General features: G+C 46.5%; 21 protein-coding genes. 15 read left to right on the top strand and 6 right to left on the bottom strand.

Features of this window, described 5'->3' with window-relative positions; genetic code table 11:
* Positions 1-2: 2 nt before the first annotated feature.
* On the bottom strand, positions 3-1,112 hold the full coding sequence (gene dprA / locus BSZ04_RS23855; RefSeq protein WP_088881524.1) for a DNA-processing protein DprA: 1,110 nt from the start codon (positions 1,110-1,112) through the stop codon (positions 3-5).
* Positions 1,096-2,190: a LysM peptidoglycan-binding domain-containing protein gene (locus BSZ04_RS23850; protein ID WP_088881523.1), complete on the bottom strand. Its 1,095-nt coding sequence runs from the start codon at positions 2,188-2,190 to the stop codon at positions 1,096-1,098. The genes dprA and BSZ04_RS23850 overlap by 17 nt, the downstream gene beginning before the upstream one ends.
* Before the next feature lie 138 nt (positions 2,191-2,328).
* On the opposite strand from BSZ04_RS23850, the gene def reads away from it, so the two are divergent.
* From def to BSZ04_RS23820, 6 genes are all read left to right on the top strand, one after another.
* A complete protein-coding gene (def, locus tag BSZ04_RS23845; protein WP_038882825.1) occupies positions 2,329-2,847 on the top strand; it encodes a peptide deformylase in 519 nt (172 codons plus the stop codon).
* Positions 2,848-2,880: 33 nt separating this feature from the next.
* Positions 2,881-3,828, top strand: a complete 948-nt coding sequence (gene fmt, locus BSZ04_RS23840; protein ID WP_038882824.1) for a methionyl-tRNA formyltransferase — start codon at positions 2,881-2,883, stop codon at positions 3,826-3,828.
* A gap of 81 nt (positions 3,829-3,909) precedes the next feature.
* A complete protein-coding gene (rsmB, locus tag BSZ04_RS23835) occupies positions 3,910-5,193 on the top strand; it encodes a 16S rRNA (cytosine(967)-C(5))-methyltransferase RsmB (protein WP_088881522.1) in 1,284 nt (427 codons plus the stop codon).
* A gap of 64 nt (positions 5,194-5,257) precedes the next feature.
* Entirely contained in the window at positions 5,258-6,634 is a 1,377-nt protein-coding gene (gene trkA, locus BSZ04_RS23830) for a Trk system potassium transporter TrkA (RefSeq protein WP_010444684.1), read from the top strand.
* Positions 6,635-6,643: 9 nt separating this feature from the next.
* Positions 6,644-8,089 carry a TrkH family potassium uptake protein gene (locus BSZ04_RS23825; RefSeq protein ID WP_088881521.1) on the top strand — a complete coding sequence of 482 codons (1,446 nt, stop codon included), beginning with the start codon at positions 6,644-6,646 and terminating at the stop codon, positions 8,087-8,089.
* A 25-nt stretch (positions 8,090-8,114) separates the two neighbouring features.
* Positions 8,115-8,753, top strand: coding sequence for a DUF3157 family protein (locus BSZ04_RS23820; protein WP_010444686.1), 639 nt, complete (start codon positions 8,115-8,117; stop codon positions 8,751-8,753).
* A gap of 38 nt (positions 8,754-8,791) precedes the next feature.
* On the opposite strand, the gene trhA is transcribed toward BSZ04_RS23820, so the two are convergent.
* Both trhA and BSZ04_RS23810 read right to left on the bottom strand, forming a co-directional pair.
* A complete protein-coding gene (gene trhA, locus BSZ04_RS23815) occupies positions 8,792-9,445 on the bottom strand; it encodes a PAQR family membrane homeostasis protein TrhA (RefSeq protein WP_010444687.1) in 654 nt (217 codons plus the stop codon).
* A 71-nt stretch (positions 9,446-9,516) separates the two neighbouring features.
* Entirely contained in the window at positions 9,517-10,323 is an 807-nt protein-coding gene (locus tag BSZ04_RS23810) for a sporulation protein (protein WP_010444688.1), read from the bottom strand.
* A 295-nt stretch (positions 10,324-10,618) separates the two neighbouring features.
* On the opposite strand from BSZ04_RS23810, the gene BSZ04_RS25115 reads away from it, so the two are divergent.
* The 5 genes from BSZ04_RS25115 to BSZ04_RS23785 all read left to right on the top strand — a co-directional run bounded on the left by BSZ04_RS25115 (position 10,619) and on the right by BSZ04_RS23785 (position 14,579).
* Positions 10,619-10,786 carry a hypothetical protein gene (locus BSZ04_RS25115; RefSeq protein ID WP_010444690.1) on the top strand — a complete coding sequence of 56 codons (168 nt, stop codon included), beginning with the start codon at positions 10,619-10,621 and terminating at the stop codon, positions 10,784-10,786.
* Positions 10,787-10,908: 122 nt separating this feature from the next.
* Complete coding sequence (locus tag BSZ04_RS23800; protein WP_005429763.1) at positions 10,909-11,175, top strand: YihD family protein; 267 nt, start codon at positions 10,909-10,911, stop codon at positions 11,173-11,175.
* 310 nt (positions 11,176-11,485) lie between these two features.
* The gene (ccoG, locus tag BSZ04_RS23795; RefSeq protein WP_071236252.1) at positions 11,486-12,907 is read left to right on the top strand and encodes a cytochrome c oxidase accessory protein CcoG; all 1,422 of its coding nucleotides are present in this window, start codon (positions 11,486-11,488) and stop codon (positions 12,905-12,907) included.
* Between the two features lie 48 nt (positions 12,908-12,955).
* Positions 12,956-13,939 carry a serine/threonine protein kinase gene (locus BSZ04_RS23790; protein WP_088881653.1) on the top strand — a complete coding sequence of 328 codons (984 nt, stop codon included), beginning with the start codon at positions 12,956-12,958 and terminating at the stop codon, positions 13,937-13,939.
* 37 nt (positions 13,940-13,976) lie between these two features.
* Positions 13,977-14,579 carry a thiol:disulfide interchange protein DsbA/DsbL gene (locus BSZ04_RS23785; RefSeq protein ID WP_071236253.1) on the top strand — a complete coding sequence of 201 codons (603 nt, stop codon included), beginning with the start codon at positions 13,977-13,979 and terminating at the stop codon, positions 14,577-14,579.
* A 41-nt stretch (positions 14,580-14,620) separates the two neighbouring features.
* On the opposite strand, the gene BSZ04_RS23780 is transcribed toward BSZ04_RS23785, so the two are convergent.
* On the bottom strand, positions 14,621-15,499 hold the full coding sequence (locus tag BSZ04_RS23780; RefSeq protein ID WP_071236254.1) for an acyltransferase: 879 nt from the start codon (positions 15,497-15,499) through the stop codon (positions 14,621-14,623).
* Between the two features lie 164 nt (positions 15,500-15,663).
* Here BSZ04_RS23780 and BSZ04_RS23775 point away from each other — a divergent pair, with 164 nt between their 5' ends.
* Positions 15,664-16,614 carry a DUF2860 domain-containing protein gene (locus tag BSZ04_RS23775; protein WP_088881520.1) on the top strand — a complete coding sequence of 317 codons (951 nt, stop codon included), beginning with the start codon at positions 15,664-15,666 and terminating at the stop codon, positions 16,612-16,614.
* 49 nt (positions 16,615-16,663) lie between these two features.
* Here BSZ04_RS23775 and BSZ04_RS23770 read toward each other — a convergent pair whose 3' ends face one another.
* Positions 16,664-18,187, bottom strand: coding sequence for a YifB family Mg chelatase-like AAA ATPase (locus tag BSZ04_RS23770; protein WP_071236256.1), 1,524 nt, complete (start codon positions 18,185-18,187; stop codon positions 16,664-16,666).
* Positions 18,188-18,649: 462 nt separating this feature from the next.
* On the opposite strand from BSZ04_RS23770, the gene ilvG reads away from it, so the two are divergent.
* Genes ilvG through ilvE form a run of 3 tightly spaced genes read left to right on the top strand, consistent with a single transcriptional unit; the run spans position 18,650 to position 21,543 of the window.
* Positions 18,650-20,296 carry an acetolactate synthase 2 catalytic subunit gene (gene ilvG, locus BSZ04_RS23765; RefSeq protein ID WP_088881519.1) on the top strand — a complete coding sequence of 549 codons (1,647 nt, stop codon included), beginning with the start codon at positions 18,650-18,652 and terminating at the stop codon, positions 20,294-20,296.
* Between the two features lie 11 nt (positions 20,297-20,307).
* Positions 20,308-20,592, top strand: a complete 285-nt coding sequence (ilvM, locus tag BSZ04_RS23760; protein ID WP_005429819.1) for an acetolactate synthase 2 small subunit — start codon at positions 20,308-20,310, stop codon at positions 20,590-20,592.
* 12 nt (positions 20,593-20,604) lie between these two features.
* A complete protein-coding gene (ilvE, locus tag BSZ04_RS23755; RefSeq protein ID WP_005429790.1) occupies positions 20,605-21,543 on the top strand; it encodes a branched-chain-amino-acid transaminase in 939 nt (312 codons plus the stop codon).
* Positions 21,544-21,547 lie beyond the last annotated feature (4 nt).

Here is a 21,547-nt window from a genome sequence, read left to right as displayed (position 1 = left end):
AGCTAGCCCCTCCCCTTTCGAATATAGCCACCGGATACTGCAACAACATGCCCTGAAAGCTCAAGCTCTAAGAGCTGCATCATGACTTCTTGGACAGGTATATTGGTCCTGCTTGCAAGAATATCAACTGGTGTAGCCTCATTTCCTACGTTAGCTAACAGCTGAGGAAATGGCAATTCTTCTTCATCAATTGGCGCAGAAAATAAATCTAAGCTCTGATTAATAGACCAGTCGAGCAAAGACTGTATTTCATTCAGCACCTCTTGAGTATTTTGTACGAGACAAGCCCCGTTACGAATCAATTGATTACCGCCACTGGCGTTGGGTGCATTAATCGAAGCTGGCAGAGCGAAAACTTCTCGACCTTGTTCTAAAGCATAACGCGCCGTAATCAAGGAGCCACTTTTTTCAGCCGCTTCTACCACTAACACACCCAGCGACAAGCCACTGATGATTCGATTGCGCCGTGGAAAGTTTTCTGCGCGAGGTTTAGCATCTGGACGAAACTCTGAAACAAGCGCTCCATTTTCGGTCACTCGCTGCGCCAAACCTCGGTGTCTTACTGGGTATACTTGTTCTAATCCCGAGCCGAGCACTGCGATGGTTTTACCTCCAGCCAACAGCGCACCATCATGAGCATGACCATCAATACCCAATGCTAAGCCACTGGTGACGATCAGATCGTGTTGCACCAAATCAGATGCAAAAGTTCTTGCATGTTGTAGCCCATCCACACTGGCATTACGGCTGCCAACCATGGCTATTTGAGGTTGAGACAAACAGCTCGCCTCTCCTTTTACAAAGAGTAAAGGAGGCGGTGCGACCGTTTGTTTAAGGAGTGGCGGATACAAAGCATCCGCCAAAGTAAGAATATGATGATGAGAAGATGCAGCAACCCAAGCCAGACAAGCATCGACTTCTTTATCGACCTGCGACCACGCTTGCAATTGTTTTGCCGTTAAACCTAAAAGCTGAAGCTGCTCTGTCGAGTATTGGACAATATTGCTCGGCGTATCTTTACTGAGCAACTTATTCATCTTGACCCCACCAATGCCCGGTAAACAGCTAAGCTTTAACCAGGCAGCGAGATCAGTATCATTGTGTGGTTTCATTAGTGGTTGATTCCTCAGCCAGAGGAGAAACCACAGATACCTCTTTGTTGATTGGCTTGGTGCTATTAGTAATCAAAGCAAGGCTGAAATATTCATAAGGGCGAATCACAAGTAACTCACCCACTTTGCTTTGCGGCAAAGTAATCTCAGTATCGAGTACACCGTTGTCTTTAGCAAAATCGTCTCCACTCTTGAATACTGGATGCGCGTCCTCTTTTAAATCAAACACGCTGCCTTGGCGAAGTTCATCCGATGTACCTTTATCAATCACCACCACTTGGTTGGTCGAGCTATAACGAATACCTTCAATGTTACCCAATAGTTTGGCAGAGGTGCCTTGTGGGGATGGAAGAGGATAGAACGTCGCCGTGAAGTCGCCGTTATCTAACGCTTGTACCGGCAAAGCAATATCATTACGGATAATCTCTTGCAGTTGCGTGGTGATCTTCAAACCAGAAAACTCACTGGATGCTTCAACAAGCTCCCCTTTCGCAATCAAACGCAGAGCCGTAATTTTTTGTGATACATCCTCGCGTGAAAAGGTCTCCACCGGTCGATAGATGGCCCACCCAGTCAAAGTTTGCTCACCACTGATGTACAGCGTGTCTTCTGCAGTAAGGAACTTATTGCCTTTGCTGCTACCCATCACTTTCGCTGCATTATCTAGTGTCTCATCATCAACTAAACGATCAGACTTCAGATATGGCATCACCAACCCTTCCGCCACAGTCGGTACCGCTTTCTTTTCCGTGATACGGGCTTTTGGGCTGAGCTTTTTGACCGGTTTTAAGCTTAAAACTGGCTGGCCATTAATCCACACTAACGACAACTTATCGCCAGGGTAAATCAGATGTGGGTTATCAATTTCTGGGTTTACCTGCCATAGACGAGGCCACAACCAAGGGCTATCCAGATACATTGCTGAAATATCCCAAAGCGTGTCACCTTTGACCACAATGTAAGTTTTGGGCGCATCATCTTTGACGGTAAGCAGTTGAAAGTCCGTGTTTGCTGCAGCGCCGAAAGAGAAAAATAACGGCAACATAATACGAGAAACACTGCAGAAAATTCGATTCATGACCCTGTTCCTTGGTCTGTTTGGCAGTTATCGGGATGGAAATTGGTATCGGGATGCTGTCATTTAGGTCATAAAATGTCTAGAATTGAGCCAACAAGGTTTGTGCTGTTACGGCACAGTTCAATATTTCGAGTGAATATGTCTGTATTACAAGTATTAACATTCCCAGATGATCGCCTGCGTACCGTTGCAAAACCTGTAGAAGAGGTGACACCTGAGATTCAAAAAATCGTCGATGACATGATTGAAACCATGTACGACGAAGAAGGTATTGGCTTGGCTGCAACACAAGTTGATATCCACAAACGTATCGTAGTGATTGATATCTCTGAAACTCGTGATGAGCCTATGGTGCTTATCAACCCTGAGATTCTAGAAAAGCGTGGCGAAGATGGCATCGAAGAAGGCTGTCTATCGGTACCAGGTGCACGTGCACTTGTTCCTCGCGCTGCTGAAGTTACGGTTAAAGCGCTAGATCGCGATGGCAAAGAATACTCCTTTGAAGCCGACGATCTGCTAGCAATCTGTGTTCAACACGAACTGGACCACCTAATGGGCAAACTGTTCGTGGATTACCTATCGCCACTGAAGCGTAAACGTATTCAAGACAAGCTAGCAAAAATCAAACGCTTTAACGAGAAACAGCAAAGCGCTTAATCTCGATACAATTTAATTAGAAGGAAGCCTACCTTGAGTCAGTCTTTACGTATTGTCTTTGCAGGTACTCCGGATTTCGCCGCCCGTCACTTGGCGGCGTTGTTGTCTTCGGAGCACGAAGTAATTGCGGTTTACACTCAACCAGACCGCCCAGCGGGTCGTGGTAAGAAACTTACTGCAAGCCCAGTAAAAACCATCGCGCTTGAGCACGACATTCCGGTATACCAACCAGAAAACTTCAAATCAGACGAAGCAAAGCAAGAGCTTGCCGATCTGAACGCCGACATCATGGTAGTTGTTGCGTACGGCTTATTACTTCCACAAGTTGTACTAGACACACCTAAACTAGGTTGTATCAACGTACACGGTTCGATTCTTCCTCGCTGGCGTGGTGCTGCACCTATCCAACGTTCAATCTGGGCAGGTGATGCAGAAACTGGCGTGACCATCATGCAGATGGATATCGGTCTGGACACGGGTGACATGCTAAAAATCGCGACATTGCCGATTGAAGCAAGTGACACCAGTGCGTCGATGTACGAGAAACTGGCTGGCTTAGGCCCAGATGCCCTGATCGACTGTCTAGCGGATATCGCCGCTGGCAAAGCTGAGCCAGTGAAGCAAGATGACGAGCTAGCAAACTACGCGAAGAAGCTAAGCAAAGAAGAAGCACGCATCGATTGGAATGATGACGCGGCACACATTGAACGCTGCGTTCGCGCATTCAACCCATGGCCAATGAGCCACTTTGAAGCCGCTGAAAACAGCATCAAGGTATGGCAAAGCCGTGTTGCAGAGCAAACCAGCGACAAACCTGCGGGCACCATCGTGCAAGCAGATAAGACCGGTATCTATGTTGTGACAGGCAACGGCGTATTGGTGCTGGAACAACTGCAAGTTCCGGGTAAAAAAGCCATGTCAGTTCAAGATATTCTGAACTCACGTGCATCTTGGTTTGAAGTTGGCACTCAACTGGTTTAAAAACCAGGCAATAGTGTCACACACCAATAATACGAACTTTTAGAGGGCAGAGATGCCCTCCTTTACTTTAAGGTACTCATCATGAATGTTCGCGCTGCGGCTGCCAACGTCTTGTATCTTGTCGTCGACAAGGGCCACTCACTTTCAAGCGCTCTTCCAGCGGCTCAACAAAACGTACGACCACGTGACCACGCTCTTCTACAAGAGATCTGTTACGGTGCTCTACGTTACCTCCCTCGCCTAGAAATGATTGCAAACCAGTTGATGGATAAGCCGCTAAAAGGCAAACAACGTGTTTTCCATCACCTGATTTTGGTTGGTATTTACCAATTGAGCTTCATGCGTATTCCTGCGCACGCTGCAGTGGGTGAAACGGTTGAAGGTACTAAAGAGCTGAAAGGCCCCCGCTTGCGTGGTCTTATTAACGCCGTATTACGTAACTATCAGCGCAACCAAGAAGAGCTAGACCAAATGGCGGTCAGCAACAATGCGGGTAAGTACGGCCACCCAAGCTGGTTACTTAAACTGCTTCAAGAAGCTTACCCAGAGCAGTGGGAAAGCATTGTTGAAGCCAACAACCAGAAAGCGCCAATGTGGCTGCGTGTAAACCACCAGCACCACACTCGTGATGACTACCTTGCGCTACTCAAAAATGAAAACATTGATAGCACGCCACACTCACAAGCAATGGACGCCCTAAAATTGGCGGCGCCATGCGATGTAATGAAACTACCGGGCTTTGAAAAAGGTTGGGTATCGGTGCAAGATGCGGCGGCACAGCTGTCGATTAACTACCTTGAACCAAAAGATGGCGAGCTAATCCTAGACTGCTGTGCAGCACCGGGCGGTAAGACAGCGCACATTCTTGAGCGTACGTCTGGCAGCGAAGTGGTTGCCATCGACTGCGATGACACGCGTCTTAAACGTGTGCACGAAAACCTGAAGCGTCTCAACCTTCAGGCAAAAGTGGTTTGCGGCGATGCGCGTAATCCTCAAGAATGGTGGCTGGGCGAACAATTTGATCGCATCTTGTTAGATGCACCATGTTCTGCGACGGGGGTAATTCGTCGCCACCCAGACATCAAATGGCTACGTCGTGCTGATGATATTGCCGCACTTGCTGAGCTACAGAGCGAAATTTTCGACGCAATGTGGACGCAACTGAAACCTGGCGGCACCATGGTTTACGCAACTTGTTCAATCACGCCACAAGAAAACGTGGAACAAGTAAAAGCGTTCTTAGCACGTACTGCTGATGCGCAATTGATGGACTCCGATCCAAAGCAACCTGGTCGTCAGATTCTGCCAGGTGAAGAAGATATGGATGGTTTCTACTACGCAGTGCTAACAAAAAAACACGCGTAACAGCATGCTAAATAGGGCGATTGAAGTGAATTCAATCGCCTTTTTCAGATAACGAGTAAAGAGTATGAAAATCATTATTCTTGGTGCAGGTCAGGTTGGCGGCACATTGGCGGAAAACCTAGTTGGTGAGAATAACGACATCACCATCGTCGATAAAAATGGCGACCGACTGCGTGAGTTGCAAGACAAATACGACTTACGAGTGGTTAACGGTCACGCCAGCCACCCAGACGTACTTCATGAAGCGGGTGCACAAGATGCAGATATGCTAGTTGCGGTAACCAACACCGACGAGACCAATATGGCGGCCTGTCAGGTAGCCTTCACTCTGTACAATACGCCAAACCGTGTTGCACGTATTCGTTCTCCAGAATATCTGGCAGAAAAAGAAGCCCTATTTAAATCCGGTGCCATTCCTGTTGATCACCTTATCGCACCAGAAGAGCTGGTAACCAGCTACATCGAACGCCTCATCCAATATCCAGGCGCACTACAAGTGGTGAGCTTTGCCGAGCAGAAAGTCAGCCTAGTAGCAGTAAAAGCCTACTATGGTGGCCCTCTGGTGGGTAACGCACTGTCTGCCCTGCGTGAGCACATGCCACATATCGATACTCGTGTTGCTGCTATCTTCCGTCAAGGTCGTCCGATTCGTCCGCAAGGCACTACCATCATTGAAGCTGATGATGAGGTGTTCTTCGTTGCTGCAAGTAACCACATTCGCTCGGTAATGAGTGAACTTCAGCGCCTTGAGAAACCTTACCGCCGCATCATGATTGTCGGTGGTGGTAACATCGGTGCTAGCTTAGCCAAACGCCTTGAGCAAACTTACAGCGTGAAGCTGATCGAGCGTAACTATCAGCGTGCAGAGAAGCTGTCTGAGCAACTAGAAAACACCATCGTTTTCTGTGGTGACGCGGCTGATCAAGAACTGCTGACCGAAGAAAATATCGACCAAGTAGATGTATTCATTGCGTTAACCAACGAAGATGAAACCAACATCATGTCAGCGATGTTGGCAAAACGCATGGGCGCGAAGAAAGTGATGGTATTGATCCAACGCGGCGCTTATGTCGACCTTGTACAAGGCGGCGTGATTGATGTAGCGATCTCACCTCAGCAAGCAACTATTTCAGCTCTACTGACGCACGTTCGTCGTGCTGATATTGTTAACGTATCTTCTCTGCGTCGTGGCGCTGCAGAAGCCATCGAGGCCGTTGCACACGGTGATGAAACCACGTCTAAAGTGGTTGGCCGTGCGATTGGCGATATCAAACTCCCACCAGGAACCACCATTGGTGCTATCGTTCGTGGCGAAGAAGTCCTTATCGCACACGATCGTACCGTCATCGAACAAGATGACCACGTCGTGATGTTCCTGGTCGACAAAAAGTATGTACCAGACGTCGAAGCGCTGTTCCAGCCGAGTCCATTCTTCCTCTAGGATTTTCCTATGGTCAACTTACGTCCCGTACTGTTTGTTATCGGGCTGGTTTTATCCAAACTAGCCCTTTTTATGTACGTGCCGACTTTGGTCGCGTTTTTCACAGGTACAGGCGGATTCCTCGATTTCGCTCAAGCCGTAGTGATCACCCACCTAGCCGCATTCATCTGTTTGACGATCGGTCGAACTGCTAAGTTCAAGCTCAGTGTTCGTGATATGTTCCTTATCACCAGTTTGGTGTGGACCATAGCCAGTGCCTTCGCTGCATTACCATTTGTGTTCATTAACCACATCAGCTTTACCGACGCCTACTTCGAGACCATGTCGGGCATCACCACTACAGGCTCTACCGTGTTAAGTGGTTTAGACAACATGGCGCCAAGCATCTTACTATGGCGTTCTATCTTGCAATGGCTGGGTGGTATTGGCTTTATCGTAATGGCGGTAGCCATCCTACCAATGCTTAACGTTGGTGGTATGAAGCTGTTCCAAACCGAATCTTCTGATTGGTCTGATAAAAGCAGCCCGAGAGCGAAAACCGTCGCGAAGAACATCGTATTGGTGTATTTGATGCTAACTGGCTTGTGTATTATTGGCTACTTGCTGACAGGCATGAATCTGTTTGAAGCGATCAATCACGCCTTTACGACGCTATCGACGGGTGGTTACTCGACTTCTGATGGTTCAATGAACCACTTCTCTAACGGTGCTCATTGGGTGGCCACTACCTTTATGTTCCTTGGTGGGTTGCCATTTCTACTTTTCGTCGTCGCATTACGCAAACGTAGTATCGATGTATTGGTGAAAGATGCGCAGGTTCGCGGCTTTGCCTATCTATTTTTGTTCTCGAGTTTGGTTGTGTCTGCTTGGTTAGTTATCCGCGATGGCTACACCATTTTGGATGCACTACGCGTGTCGATGTTTAACATCGTCTCAGTCGTCACCACGACGGGCTTTGGTCTAGAAGACTTCACCGCATGGGGCGCCCTACCTACCACGTTATTTGCTTTCTTAATGATGGCGGGCGCGTGTTCAGGCTCAACCGCAGGCGGAATTAAGATCTTCCGTTTTCAGATCGCAATGACGCTGCTTAACAAGCAGATCATGAAGCTAATTCACCCATCTGGTGTGTTCGTTCAACGCTACAACCAACGCCCTGTGAACGACGATATCGTTCGCTCTGTCGTAGCGTTTGGCTTGATGTTCTTTATCACCATCATATTTATTGCAGGCTGCTTAAGCGCACTCGGCCTTGATCCGCTAACTAGTATTTCTGGTTCGATTACCGCAGTCGCAAACGTAGGTCCTGGCATGGGTAGCGTGATTGGCCCAACAGGTAACTTTGCGCCGCTGCCAGATACTGCAAAGTGGTTATTAAGCTTTGGTATGTTAATGGGCCGTCTGGAAATTCTGACTATTCTTGTCCTGTTCTTCCCTGCGTTTTGGCGCCGTTAAACAGACTCAAACAAAAGGTATAACAATGAAAACATGGATCACTCTGGCGACCCTACTCGCCACTTCATCGGTTTACGCGGCAGAGGTTGTGAAACTGGCGGATGGACGCGAAGTAAAACTGAACGACGACTTTACGTGGGAATACGTTGTGAAAAAGGCAATGCCGAACACCACAGAAACCACACTAGAAAAAGTCGAAGCGGTAGAAGCGTCTGCGGTTGCTGCATCGACAACTGCCTTAGAAGCGGTTACCACGCAAACCACTAAAGCACCTGAGATTGCGACAATTCCCGTCGTAAACAAGAAAGTCGGAACTACAGTAGTGGTAAACGCGAAGAAGCCAACCATGCAGCTGTCTGATTCGGGTGTTGATGTCTTGATTGGTTCTGCAAGCTACGAAGACGGTGAACTTATCTTTCCAACGTCTATCACCAACCAAAGTTCACAATCAGTCATTCAGGTAGAAGTAGAAGTTCAGGTATTTGATACGTCTGGTAAGCAGTTAGTGAAAGAGAACGTGACCGTTTGGCAATCCATTAAGCGTATCGCTGATACTTACCTTCGCCCACAACAAGCCGAGCAAGGTAAAGCGATCAAACTGGCAGTGCCACAGTCGCAGCAATACCAGTTCTCAGCAGAAGTATTAGAAGTGAAAACTCGCTAATACGATACGACATGCTTTGTCGGGTTTATCTCTATCAGCTAGATAGGCTCGACAAAGTAATAAATCGCGAAGAAGTGACACACACAACCCGCCAACACAAAGCCGTGCCAAATTGCGTGATTAAAAGGGATCCGCTTAGCAACGTAGAAAATCACCCCAATTGAATACACCAATCCACCAGCCGCCAATAGTGTCAGACCACCAATATCGAGATTTATCGCCAACTGATAAATCACGATCAACGATAACCAGCCCATCACCAGATACGTCATCAAAGATAATTTTTTGAATCGATAGACAAACGCGACTTTCATGATGATGCCAATCAGCGCAATGGTCCAAATCACAATCATCAGCCCAATCGCTAATGGAGTACGCAGACTCACCAATAAAAATGGCGTGTAACTACCTGCAATCAAAAGGTAGATGGCACAGTGATCGAAGGTTTTCAGCCAACGTTTGGCTTTCGGGTATGGAATGGCGTGATAAAGCGTGGAAGCCAGAAACAGCACAATCATACTAGAGCCGTAGATTGCCATACTGGTAATGGTCAGCGTGTCCGCTTGATGATCAATCGCTTTAACCAGTAGTAAAACCAAGCCTACAATACCGAAAATCATTCCGATACCATGGGTGATGGAGTTGGCCAGTTCTTCGCCCTGGCTGTATTGTGCTTTCTGAGGTGAAGACATGAACGTGCCTATACTAGAGTTTGAATATTCGCTCTAGTATGGCACATTAAGCGTACACGTGTAAGCTTAAATTAGAGTTCGTGAGCAGCGGTGGTTTGTTCAAGATAATTAAGAACCAGCGGACCGACTTCTTCCAATTTAGTATTCACTGGGATACAAAGCTCGCGTTTGAGTTTACCGCTACCTAATAGACTCGCTAGCATACCACTCGCCCCACTTCGAGTTCGGTCAACTTCAAACCAAAGCTTAAGAGTGTTCTCGTCACGATGAGCAACAAATTCTAACTCGCGCCATACACCATGATATGGCCCATCTGTTGGTACCATCTCAAACTCTTGTACAAATGGCAGATCAAAACCTTTCACTTCTTCACACTCGACTTGGCGGATGCGCAGACCTTGCGATTCAAAGGCAGACAAAATGGCATCCATCAGTGGATCGGGCCTAACTGTGAGAATGTCTTTGTCGGTTGGGTCGAGAGCCATCGCAACATCTAAACCAGTCTCTAGCCAGACTTTGGCATCACCAATAGTGACTGGTGTATTCCAAGGTACATCAAGTTTTACTTCAAAAGTACGCTCTTCACTTGGGTGTAGGGTAAAAGCATAAGGTAAGCTCCAACTCGCTAGCACATGGGTTTGCGGAAGACGGCGTAAGCTATGGCCTTCACGAGCACCACGATCATCAGGGACTTCTGCGATGTATCGACAGCATAACTTCAAATCAATGTTATCAATCGCCTGATCACTGGATCCACCATAGACATGAATTGATACATCAACACTTTGACCGGGATAAAGGACATCCTGATTAAGAACTGAATCTACCTTGGCGCTGCCGATTCCAAAACTCGCCAATGTCTTTTTCAAAAATGACATACGCACCTCCTTTGTCGAGATCTCATACTACTGTTGATCATGATGGTAAAACAAACTTTTCACCCCAGTTCTTCGAAAGAAAATAGCAAAATTGAACAATTTCAATTGCTCAAGTATCGACCAATTATAGCAGGAGTGCTAACCTATACATGATATGCATGCATATCATTATTCCTGGTTCATTATTTGGATTGGCGAGAGCCAAAAGAGCCACCCTTCAAGCAGTTGAAGCTCAACTCATAATGCATCAGGCCATTACATTGGCAATGGATATGCCTGGCAGTTAGGTAATTAAATGCGCCCAACAACAGTCAGGTTCGCACACACTAATCGTAGTGCAATGCGCCGTCGCAGTGGTTTCACTACTGCGCTTAAGGCAAAACAAGTTGCGCCAGCAATGACTCTGGTTGAGAAAACAGCGATTATGCCGAGTGTTCCAAACAAAGTTATTAAAGCAGCTTAATTAAAAAGCGCGGCACTCACCGCGCTTTTTTCTTTCTTTCCAGCCTTTTCCTATTTGGTGTTCGACATGCAATTTGATACCTTTAGAAGCAAATAACACCTATAAATTCTGTGGAGAAAGAAATGAAGTGTCATCGTATTGAAGAGTTGCTTGAGCTATTAGAGCCTGAGTGGCATAAAGACCAAGAAATGAACTTGCTACAGTTCATCATGAAGCTAGCAAATGAAGCGGGCTATGAAGGTAAACTGGAAGATCTAACCGACGATGTACTGATCTACCACCTTAAAATGCGTAACAGCGGCAAAGACGAAATGATCCCAGGTCTAAAGAAAGACCAAGAAGATGATTTTAAAACCGCAATCCTACGCGCACGTGGCATCATCAAGTAAACGAATCAGCACCCTAGTATTCCTAAGCGACTCCTTTGAGTCGCTTTTTTTATAACTAAACCAAACAGTTCAAAAGCTAGTTATAACTGTTCAGTCATTTATTAGGTTAACTGTACTGACTTTTGTTGTTAAACGTTGACTACGTTAAAGAAACGGAATTGTTATTGATTGTATAATCGCCGTTCATCAGTATTTACTAAAATAATTATGTTCCGTCATAACATATGACATGAACAAAGCAGCAATGTCATCGAGCGACATCGATAGAAGTGTCGCCGTACATTATAAAAGCCTAAAGAAGGATGTATACATGAGTCAGGACAAGATCGATATCAAAGATGTGACTCCAAAAACCTTTAACCCAAAGACCCATAAAGGAAAAGGGGATCGCTTCAACCCCAATAATCGAATTTACGTACGAGAAAGCAAAGGCACCTTCCAAAAGTTGCGCCGTTATGGTGGTTGGTTTTTGTTGCTGTTGTTTGCACTGGTTCCGTGGATTCCATACGGAGAGCGCCAAGCAATACTCTTAGACATTGGCCACCAACAGTTTAACTTTTTTGGTACGACTCTTTATCCACAAGACCTGACCCTACTTGCGCTGCTGTTTATGATTGCCGCGTTTGGATTGTTCTTTATTACTACCTTCTTAGGTCGAGTTTGGTGTGGTTACTTATGCCCCCAGACAGTTTGGACCTTCATGTATATTTGGTTTGAAGAAAAACTTGAAGGAAGTGCGAATAAGCGCCGCAAACAAGATTCGAATAAGATCACTGCGAATCTGGCGATGCGAAAAACCATCAAGCACATAGCTTGGTTTGCTATTGCGCTTGCCACTGGCTTTACTTTTGTTGGCTATTTCGTTCCAGTCAAACACCTAGTGGTAGACTTTTTCACCTTTAACGCCAGCTTCTGGCCGGTTTTTTGGGTTCTTTTCTTTGCGGTTTGTACCTATGCAAATGCTGGTTGGATGCGTTCTATTGTCTGCCTTCACATGTGTCCGTACGCACGCTTTCAATCCGCTATGTTTGATAAGGATACTTTCATCGTTGGCTACGACACTAAACGCGGTGAGAAACGTGGTCCACGTTCACGTAAGGCCGATCCAAAGCAATTAGGTTTAGGTGACTGTATCGACTGTGATTTGTGTGTTCAAGTATGCCCAACAGGAATCGATATTCGTGATGGATTACAGTACGAATGCATCAACTGTGGCGCTTGTATTGACGCATGCAACCAAACGATGGATCGCATGGGTTATGAAAAAGGTTTGATCAACTACACCACGGAGCATCGTCTATCAGGTAAACACACCAAAGTGATGCGACCTAAACTGCTTGGTTATGGGGCAGTGTTGTTGATGATGATTGGTTTGTTCTTCGCCCAGATAGCGGCTGTTGACCCAGCTGGGTTGAGCGTCATTCGTGACCGCAACCAACTGTTCCGAGTGAATAGCTCAGGTGAAGTGGAAAACACCTATACTCTCAAAGTCATCAACAAGACCCAACAAGTTAAAGAATACAACTTGGAGGTAGAAGGGTTAAGTGACGTTAGTTGGTATGGCAAACAAACCATCCAAGTTGAACCAGGTGAGGTATTGAACTTACCAATGAGTCTCGGCGCAGATCCTGACAAGCTAGACTCTGCGATCACAACAATTCAGTTTATACTCACCGATAAGAGCAACGAATTCACCATTGAAGTAGAAAGCCGATTTATCAAGAAGCTATAACTTCGATGACCAATGGAAAAAGGCTCAGCAATGAGCCTTTTTATTTATATGTCCCAAGGTACTTTTAACTTTGATGCCCTCACGCCCGACTTTATGTGGTACGCGTTAGAGAGCATCGGCATTCGAGCAGAATCGGGCTTTCTTGCTCTAAACAGCTATGAAAACCGCGTTTACCAGTTCACTGACGAAGAACGCCAGCGATACGTGGTAAAGTTCTATCGCCCAGAGCGTTGGAGCGACGAGCAAATTCAAGAAGAGCACGACTTTACGCTCGAGTTGATTGATAACGAAATCCCAGTTGCACCACCTGTACTCATCAACGGTGAAACGCTGCATCACTATCAAGGCTATAGCTTTGCTTTATTTGAGAGTGTCGGCGGCCGTCAATATGAAGTCGACAACTTAGATCAACTCGAAGGTGTCGGTCGTTTTCTAGGACGTATCCACAAAGTGGGTAGCCGCCAAGCATTCCAACATCGCCCAACCATTGGCTTGCAAGAGTATCTCTATCAGCCAAGAGAGATACTACAAAACGCCAACATGATTCCGATGCATTTGGAGAACAGCTTCTTTAATGATTTGGATATGCTGATCAAGTCCATTGAAAGTCACTGGCAAGAAGGCTTCAATACCATTCGTCTGCATGGAGATTGCCATCCGGGTAATATATTATGGCGCGATGGCCCAATGTTTGTCGATTTGGATGACTCACGTAATGGCCCTGCGGTACAAGATTTATGGATGCTGCTCAATGGCGAGCGCCAAGACAAGCTAATGCAGTTGGATATTGTTTTAGAAGGTTACCAAGAGTTTTGCGATTTTAACTCGGCAGAATTGAAACTAATCGAACCACTTCGAGGTCTACGAATGGTGCACTATATGGCATGGCTAGCAAAACGTTGGCATGACCCGGCATTTCCGCTCGCTTTTCCATGGTTCAATGAGCCAAAATACTGGGAAGGTCAGGTCCTTGCATTTAAAGAGCAGATTGCCAACTTAGAAGAAGCACCACTGTCTTTAATGCCTCAATAGTAAGTCAGGCCGAACAATTAAAAATGGAGATATTTAAATGAAAAAGCTGTTCGCACTGTTTTCTATGCTAATGCTAAGCCTGTCGGCACATGCAGCGCAATTCAAAGAAGGTGAATATTATAAAGTTCTGGATCTAGAGGCATCAAAAAAACCTGTAGTTACAGAGTTCTTCTCTTTCTACTGTCCACACTGTAATACGTTTGAGCCAATCATCCAGCAACTTAAAAAGCAGCTACCTGAAGGTGTCAAACTGCAAAAGAACCACGTGTCATTTATGGGTGGCAACATGGGTCCTTCAATGAGCAAAGCCTACGCTACGATGGTTGCACTTAAAGTTGAAGACAAAATGGTGCCAGTGATGTTTAACCGTATCCACAATATGCGTAAAGCACCACGTGACGATGCAGAGCTTCGTCAGATCTTCTTAGATGAAGGTGTAGACGCGAAGAAATTCGACGCAGCATTCAAAGGTTTTGCGGTAGATTCAATGGTTCGTCGTATGGACAAGCAATTTGAAAACAGCGGCCTAACAGGCGTTCCAGCGGTTATCGTCAACAATAAGTACTTAGTTCAAGCACAAGGCATCAAATCGATGGACGAGTACTTCGAACTAGTAAACTACTTGCTAACACTGAAGTAATTCAGGTCAGTATTAAAAAGGGGAGCTTATTGCTCCCCTTTTTATTTGTGAATGTCTTGTAGAAGTTGGTCTTTCTCTTGCCACACATCACCAAGCCATTGTTGGAATTGACGCTTATATGGTTTGTCGTTGAAGTAATCACCCAATACACGCTCATCAACAGGTAAGACATTCACGCGCACTACTATTTTAGTCATGCGCCCCATTAGTATGTCTTTGAATGGCTGATTTGTGTTGTCAGGGTAAGCAAGTGTCACATCAATAATATTCTCAAACTGCTCACCCATCGCCGCTAATGTATAAGCGATGCCGCCAGACTTAGGCTGCAATAAATATTGGTAACCAGCTCGACTCTTGCGTTGCTTTTCTGCAGTAAAGCGAGTGCCTTCGACATAGTTCACTACGGTTGTTGGCGTATGTTTGAATTTAGCGCACGAGCGGCGCGTGGTTTGCAGATCTTGACCGCGTTTATGTGGGTTACGAATCAAATACTCTCGAGAGTAGCGACGCATAAACGGCATATCTAATGCCCAGCAAGCCATTCCTATAAAAGGCACATAGAGTAACTGCTGCTTTAGAAAAAATTTTGGCATCGGAATGCGATCTTTAAACACACAACACAGTACAACAATATCAGTCCAACTAAGATGATTACTGATCAGCAGGTACCAGCCATCTTTCTTTAGGTTTTCACCGCCTTGAACATCCCATTCAACACGATTGGAAAGCGCGAGGATGCCAGCATTGACGGTTGCCCACACCCACATCATTTTGTTGGCAGCTTCGGTGCCTTTGGCTTTGAGCTTCGCAGTTGGAAGCAACAGCTTAAAAATCGCGATGATACAAATTGCAATGGAACAAACCGCAGAATTTATAATCACAAAAGAAGCGTTAAAAATGAGTAACAAATATGCCAACATGGTAACCAATCAGTAACTAGTGCGCGTGAAGAATAAAACAGCGTGTAATTATACGAATCCGTTGCCACATTGAAACATTTGTAAGAATGGTCAGATTTGTTTCACTGTAAAACTGGACCAACGCTCAAATAACATCTTTCATTCGACAGATAAGGAGAAAGCGAATGAATCCAAGGCTAGCCATACTGCCTTTGGCTTTTATCGTCAGTTCAGCTCAAGCTCAACTTGCAGAGACTGCAGGTTTTAGTGGTGAAATTTCGCTCAATGCCGGCTTCGTTTCATCAGAATCTCATTTTAATACTGATAACAGCAGTACCATCAACTCTCTCAATGAAAGTGCAGAGAGTGACAGTTCCTTTATTGCCGCACCACTGGGCAATATTGCTTATACCTTTGGTAGCAAGCTTAACCAGCAAGCATACATTGGTACTACCCGTGCCGATATTGCAGTGGGTACTTTAGCGTTCCAATTAGGTTATCAGTACCAGTTGCCATCAGGCACGATATTAGACGTCTCTTACCTTCCCACCGTTTTAAAAGGAGAAACGTGGCGTAACCCATATAAAACAGGCTCTGCAAGACAAACCACCGATGAAGGTGGCAACGCGTACCGCTTCCAAATCAAGCGCCTCTTAGATGACAACTTTAACCTTGATTTGGCGTACGCAGACAAAGATGTGGAAAAAGATGAAGTCACAGACCGCACTTTAGCTCGTGACGCAAAAGTCTACTACGTGAAAGGTGATTACCGCATTCCACTCAGTCGTACGTCGATGCTGCAACCTGCTTTTACCTACATTTATCAAGATGCGGTTGGTGATGCCGAATCATATGATTCTTATGGTTTAGACTTAAGCTGGTTCCAATTTATGAATCGTCATCGCTTTGCCTTAACCGCAGGCTACACCATGAAAGACTACCAATCATCGAGCGATACCTTTGGTAAAACACGTAACGACGACACATTGAGTCTGTTTGCGGCATACGAATACGTATTTGATTGGCAAAACTGGTCGTTCATTTCTCTGGCTGGCTACAGCAATACCGATTCGAATATCACTTTCTACGATGAGAAAGAATATTTAGTTTCAGTTGGTATGAACTACAACTTCTAAGCGTTGGAATCGTAGTAAGTCGCTCTGCTCTCTGCGGTTCTAGTATCCCTTAAACAGCTTGCGCAGTTAACTGCTTAAGTAACCTATCCATTGCTCGATAGCCCAAAGCTTCTGCTAGGTGCGTTCGCTCAATTTGCGGCGAGCCCTCCAGATCGGCAATAGTACGCGCAACTTTAATGATGCGGTGATAAGCACGAATCGATAATCCAAGGCGATGCAGCGCATTTTCCAAAAACTCCGCATCGCTTTTTTGCAGCGGGCAGAAGGCTTCAATTTCACGACTGCCCAATAACGCATTCACCTTACCACTGCGAGTCAGCATACTGTTACGCGCTTGATTCACCCGCTCTTTGACGACAGCCGTTGGTTCTCCTCTATCGCCGCCTTCAGAGAGGGTTCCTTTCGGCAATGCGGGAATTTCTAATGACATATCAAAGCGGTCGAGAAGTGGGCCTGATAATCGGCCGAGGTAACGCAGGATGGCTTGCGGATTCGTTCTAGCTTGGTTGCCTTCGTAATACCCTGTCGGACTCGGGTTAAGCGCCCCTACAATTTGGAACCGAGCAGGAAAACGCGTCTTACCTTGCGCCCGAGAGATAATAATTTCACCGGACTCCAATGGCTCACGCAAAGAGTCGAGCACCTTACGATCAAACTCCGGCATCTCGTCCAAAAACAATAAGCCGTTGTGCGCTAGAGAGATTTCACCCGGTCTCGGCACAGACCCACCACCAACTAAAGCCGCCATTGAGCTGGAATGATGCGGGGCGCGAAACGGCCGCGTCTTCCAGTTGTGTTCATTGATTTCACTTTGAGTCAGTGACGCCACAGAAGCCGTTTCCATCGCTTCTTCATCACTCATCTCAGGTAACAAATCGCATAATCGAGAAGCCAACATGGTTTTGCCAGTACCTGGAGGGCCAAGGAAAAGCAGGTTGTGATTGCCAGCTGCCGCAATTTCTAAAGCGCGCTTTCCTTGCTGTTGACCAATGATATCCTGCAAGTCACGACCGTGTGCTTTGAGTTCTTTCTTCTTGGGCGTTTGGTACAAATTCAATTGATGTTGACCACAAAGCTCTGCACAAACTTCCAATAGTGATTGGGCAGATTTATGCAACTCTTTACCGACAAGTGCGGCCTGATCACCATTGGCATGAGGCACCACTAAACAACGCTGTTTTTTATTCGCGGCCAACGCTGCTGGCAGCACGCCTTTTACTGTTCTCAATCCACCAGAAAGAGCTAATTCACCAACAAATTCGTAGTTTTTGAGCTTATCTGTCGCGATTTGTTCTGAAGCGGCCAAAATTCCTAATGCAATCGGCAAATCGAAGCGTCCGCCTTCTTTGGGCAAATCCGCAGGAGCCAAATTGACCGTGATTCGTTTCGCCGGAAACTGAAAGTTGGAATTGACGATCGCACTTCGTACGCGATCTTTGGATTCTTTTACTGTGGTCTCAGGTAACCCCACCAAGGTAAAGCCCGGCATCCCATTACTGATGTGGACTTCCACGCTTACCGACGGCGCTTGTACACCCACACTTGCTCGACTATGAATGATTGCCAGCCCCATAATTTCCTCAAATTCTTGTACGTTATCTAACCAGACGTTTTTTATATGGATATGTTATATAGCCTGTCCAGAATGGTACTTAATGTGAAAAAAGAATGACTTTTTGCTTGTCATGCAGCAGATTTGTGTGTTACCACTAGTGACGCAAACATTTTCGTAGAACATTACACAATACTTATTAACGAAAAAAGAACGACAGACAGATGAACTTATTCGCTCACATCAACTCACTGCTAGCCCTGATTATCGTGGTCATTATTGGCACCGCGCGGGGTATTGTGGGCGAAAGATAACCACAAATTACAAAAAACCCCCGCACTGAAAAGTCCGGGGGTTTTTTTACAACTACAAGTTGTCATCTGTCTAACCCTTAGACAGCTTAACGGGAAGAATGGGAGTGCACATGAAGTGCAAAACACATGGCGATAGCTACGAGCCACAACGTAGCAAAGGAGGTTTACGATGACCGGTGCAGAACTAGTCGTAGCCGCTTTAAGACAGCAAGGCATCGAGACGGTGTTTGGGTATCCTGGTGGAGCCATCATGCCAATCTACGATGCGTTGTATGACGGAGGTGTAGAACACATCTTATGCCGTCATGAACAAGGGGCTGCAATGGCCGCCATCGGGATGGCCCGCGCGACGCAAGATGTTGCCGTATGTATGGCCACTTCCGGCCCAGGAGCCACCAACCTTGTTACTGGCCTTGCCGATGCCTTCCTAGACTCCGTTCCTCTAGTAGCCATCACAGGTCAGGTTGCTAGCTCTCATATCGGTACCGACGCGTTCCAAGAAATGGATGTGATCGGAATGTCTCTAGCCTGTACCAAACACAGTTATCTAGTGACTGAGATTGAAGACCTTGCCCCAACGCTTGCCGAAGCGTTCGAAGTAGCAAAAACAGGTCGACCTGGTCCGGTGATTGTTGATATCGCCAAAGACGTTCAGCTTGCTCAAGCACCCACAGAACTTCTGCCTCCTTTTGTTCCACCAACCGCTCCACAAGTCAGTGATGGCGATATCCAGCGCGCTCAAGAAGTACTAGCCGCTTCAACTCGCCCAGTTTTATACGTCGGCGGTGGCGTGCAAATTGCCAAAGCGACAGACTCAGTACGCGAGTTCCTACGTTTAAACCCAATGCCTGCAGTAAGCACGCTAAAAGGTTTGGGGACCATTGAACGTCATGACCCACACTATTTGGGGATGTTGGGCATGCATGGCACCAAAGCCGCAAACCTAGTGGTTCAAGAATGTGACCTTTTGATTGTAGTTGGGGCACGTTTTGATGATCGCGTTACAGGTAAGCTCGACACGTTTGCACCGCATGCGAAAGTGATTCATATCGATATCGATGCAGCTGAAATCCATAAGCTTCGCCACGCCAATGCACCACTTCGTGGTGAGATCAGTAAGATTCTTCCTCAATTAGAGCTGACTCAAGACATCACCCCTTGGGTACATCACAGTGAAAGCCTGCGTAGCGGATTCAAATGGCGTTACGACCATCCAGGCGAATTGATCTACGCACCGCTATTGCTTAAACAGCTGTCTGACATGATGCCTGATAGCTCAATTGTGTCGACTGACGTCGGCCAGCACCAGATGTGGGCAGCGCAACACATCCAGCCGCGTGATCCACAAAACTTCATCACCTCTGCTGGTCTTGGCACCATGGGATTCGGCTTGCCAGCTGCTATGGGTGCTGCTGTCGCACGTCCTGATGATCAGTCTATCCTTATTACAGGTGACGGTTCATTTATGATGAACGTGCAGGAATTGGGCACGCTGAAGCGTCGTCAGATTCCAGTGAAGATTGTCCTTCTTAATAACCAACGTCTTGGCATGGTTCGCCAATGGCAGTCATTGTTCTTTGACGGCCGCCACAGCGAAACCATTCTTGATGACAACCCAGACTTCGTGATGCTAGCAAAAGCGTTCGATATCCCGGGTAAAACCATCACCAAGAAAGAAGAAGTCGAACCGGCTCTCAAAGAGATGCTAGAAAGTAAGACTTCTTACATGCTTCACGTTTTAATCGACGAAGAAGAGAACGTGTGGCCACTTGTACCACCTGGTGCATCAAACAGTGATATGTTGGAAAACACTTAGGAGACAATCGCATGGACAGATATTTACTCGACATCAAAGCCGACGATAAACCGGTATTGTTGGAGCGCGTTCTTCGTGTGATTCGTCACCGAGGCTTTGTGATCAAACAAGTCGCTGCTACCCAAAACCACGAAAGCAAAGTAGCCAGCGTAGAGATCATCGTCGACAGCGATCGACCTATCTCGTTTTTGGTCAATCAAATTGAGAAGTTGTGGGATATTCGCACCGTTGAGGTACTCAAAATCCGCAGCGATGAGCTCCCAAATCACAACTTACAACAACATGTGAGTGCATAAGGAAGGCAATAAATGGCAACGAAAACTGCAGATTTCATTTGGTTTAATGGTGAGATGGTTCCATGGGCAGAGGCGAACGTTCACGTTTTGACTCACGCGATGCACTACGGTACCTCTGTATTTGAAGGCGTACGCTGCTACAACACGCCGAAAGGACCAATTGTCTTCCGTCACCGTGAACATGCACAACGTTTAAAAGACTCTGCCAAGATTTACCGCTTCCCGATCCCGTTTTCTGTAGAAGAAATCATGGAAGCGACGCGTGAAACCCTGCGCCAGAACAAACTCGACAGCGCTTACATTCGTCCATTAGGTTTTGTCGGTAATGTTGGCTTGGGCGTGTGCCCACCTGTTGGCACAGAGATGGACCTAATCATTGCCGCTTTCCCTTGGGGCTCTTACTTGGGTGAAGAAGCGCTAGAAGCTGGCGTTGATGCAATGATTTCAAGCTGGAACCGTGCAGCGCCAAACACCATCCCAACTGCGGCTAAAGCAGGCGGTAACTACCTATCTTCGCTACTAGTCGGTGGTGAAGCGCGTCGTCACGGTTACGACGAAGGTATCGCACTGAGCGTAGACGGTTATCTATCGGAAGGTGCTGGTGAAAACATCTTTGTTATCAAAGACGGCGTGATCACCACACCACCAGCAACCAGTGCAATTTTGCCGGGCATCACTCGTGATTCAATCATGACCATCGCACGCGATAAAGGTTATGAAGTGCGCGAAGCGAATATTGCGCGTGAAGCACTTTACCTTGCCGATGAAGTCTTTATGACAGGTACCGCAGCCGAAGTTGTGCCAGTAGCAACCATCGACAAAATTGAAGTGGGCACCGGTAAACGCGGCCCAATCACTAAAGAATTACAAGCGGCCTACTTTGGCCTATTTAACGGCACCACGGAAGATAAGTGGGGCTGGTTAGACTATGTGTACCCAGAACAGAAGTAAGAAG

The organism is Vibrio rotiferianus (assembly GCF_002214395.1).
GTDB classification, from domain to species: domain Bacteria; phylum Pseudomonadota; class Gammaproteobacteria; order Enterobacterales; family Vibrionaceae; genus Vibrio; species Vibrio rotiferianus.
This window is presented reverse-complemented; position numbering and strand designations above follow the sequence as displayed.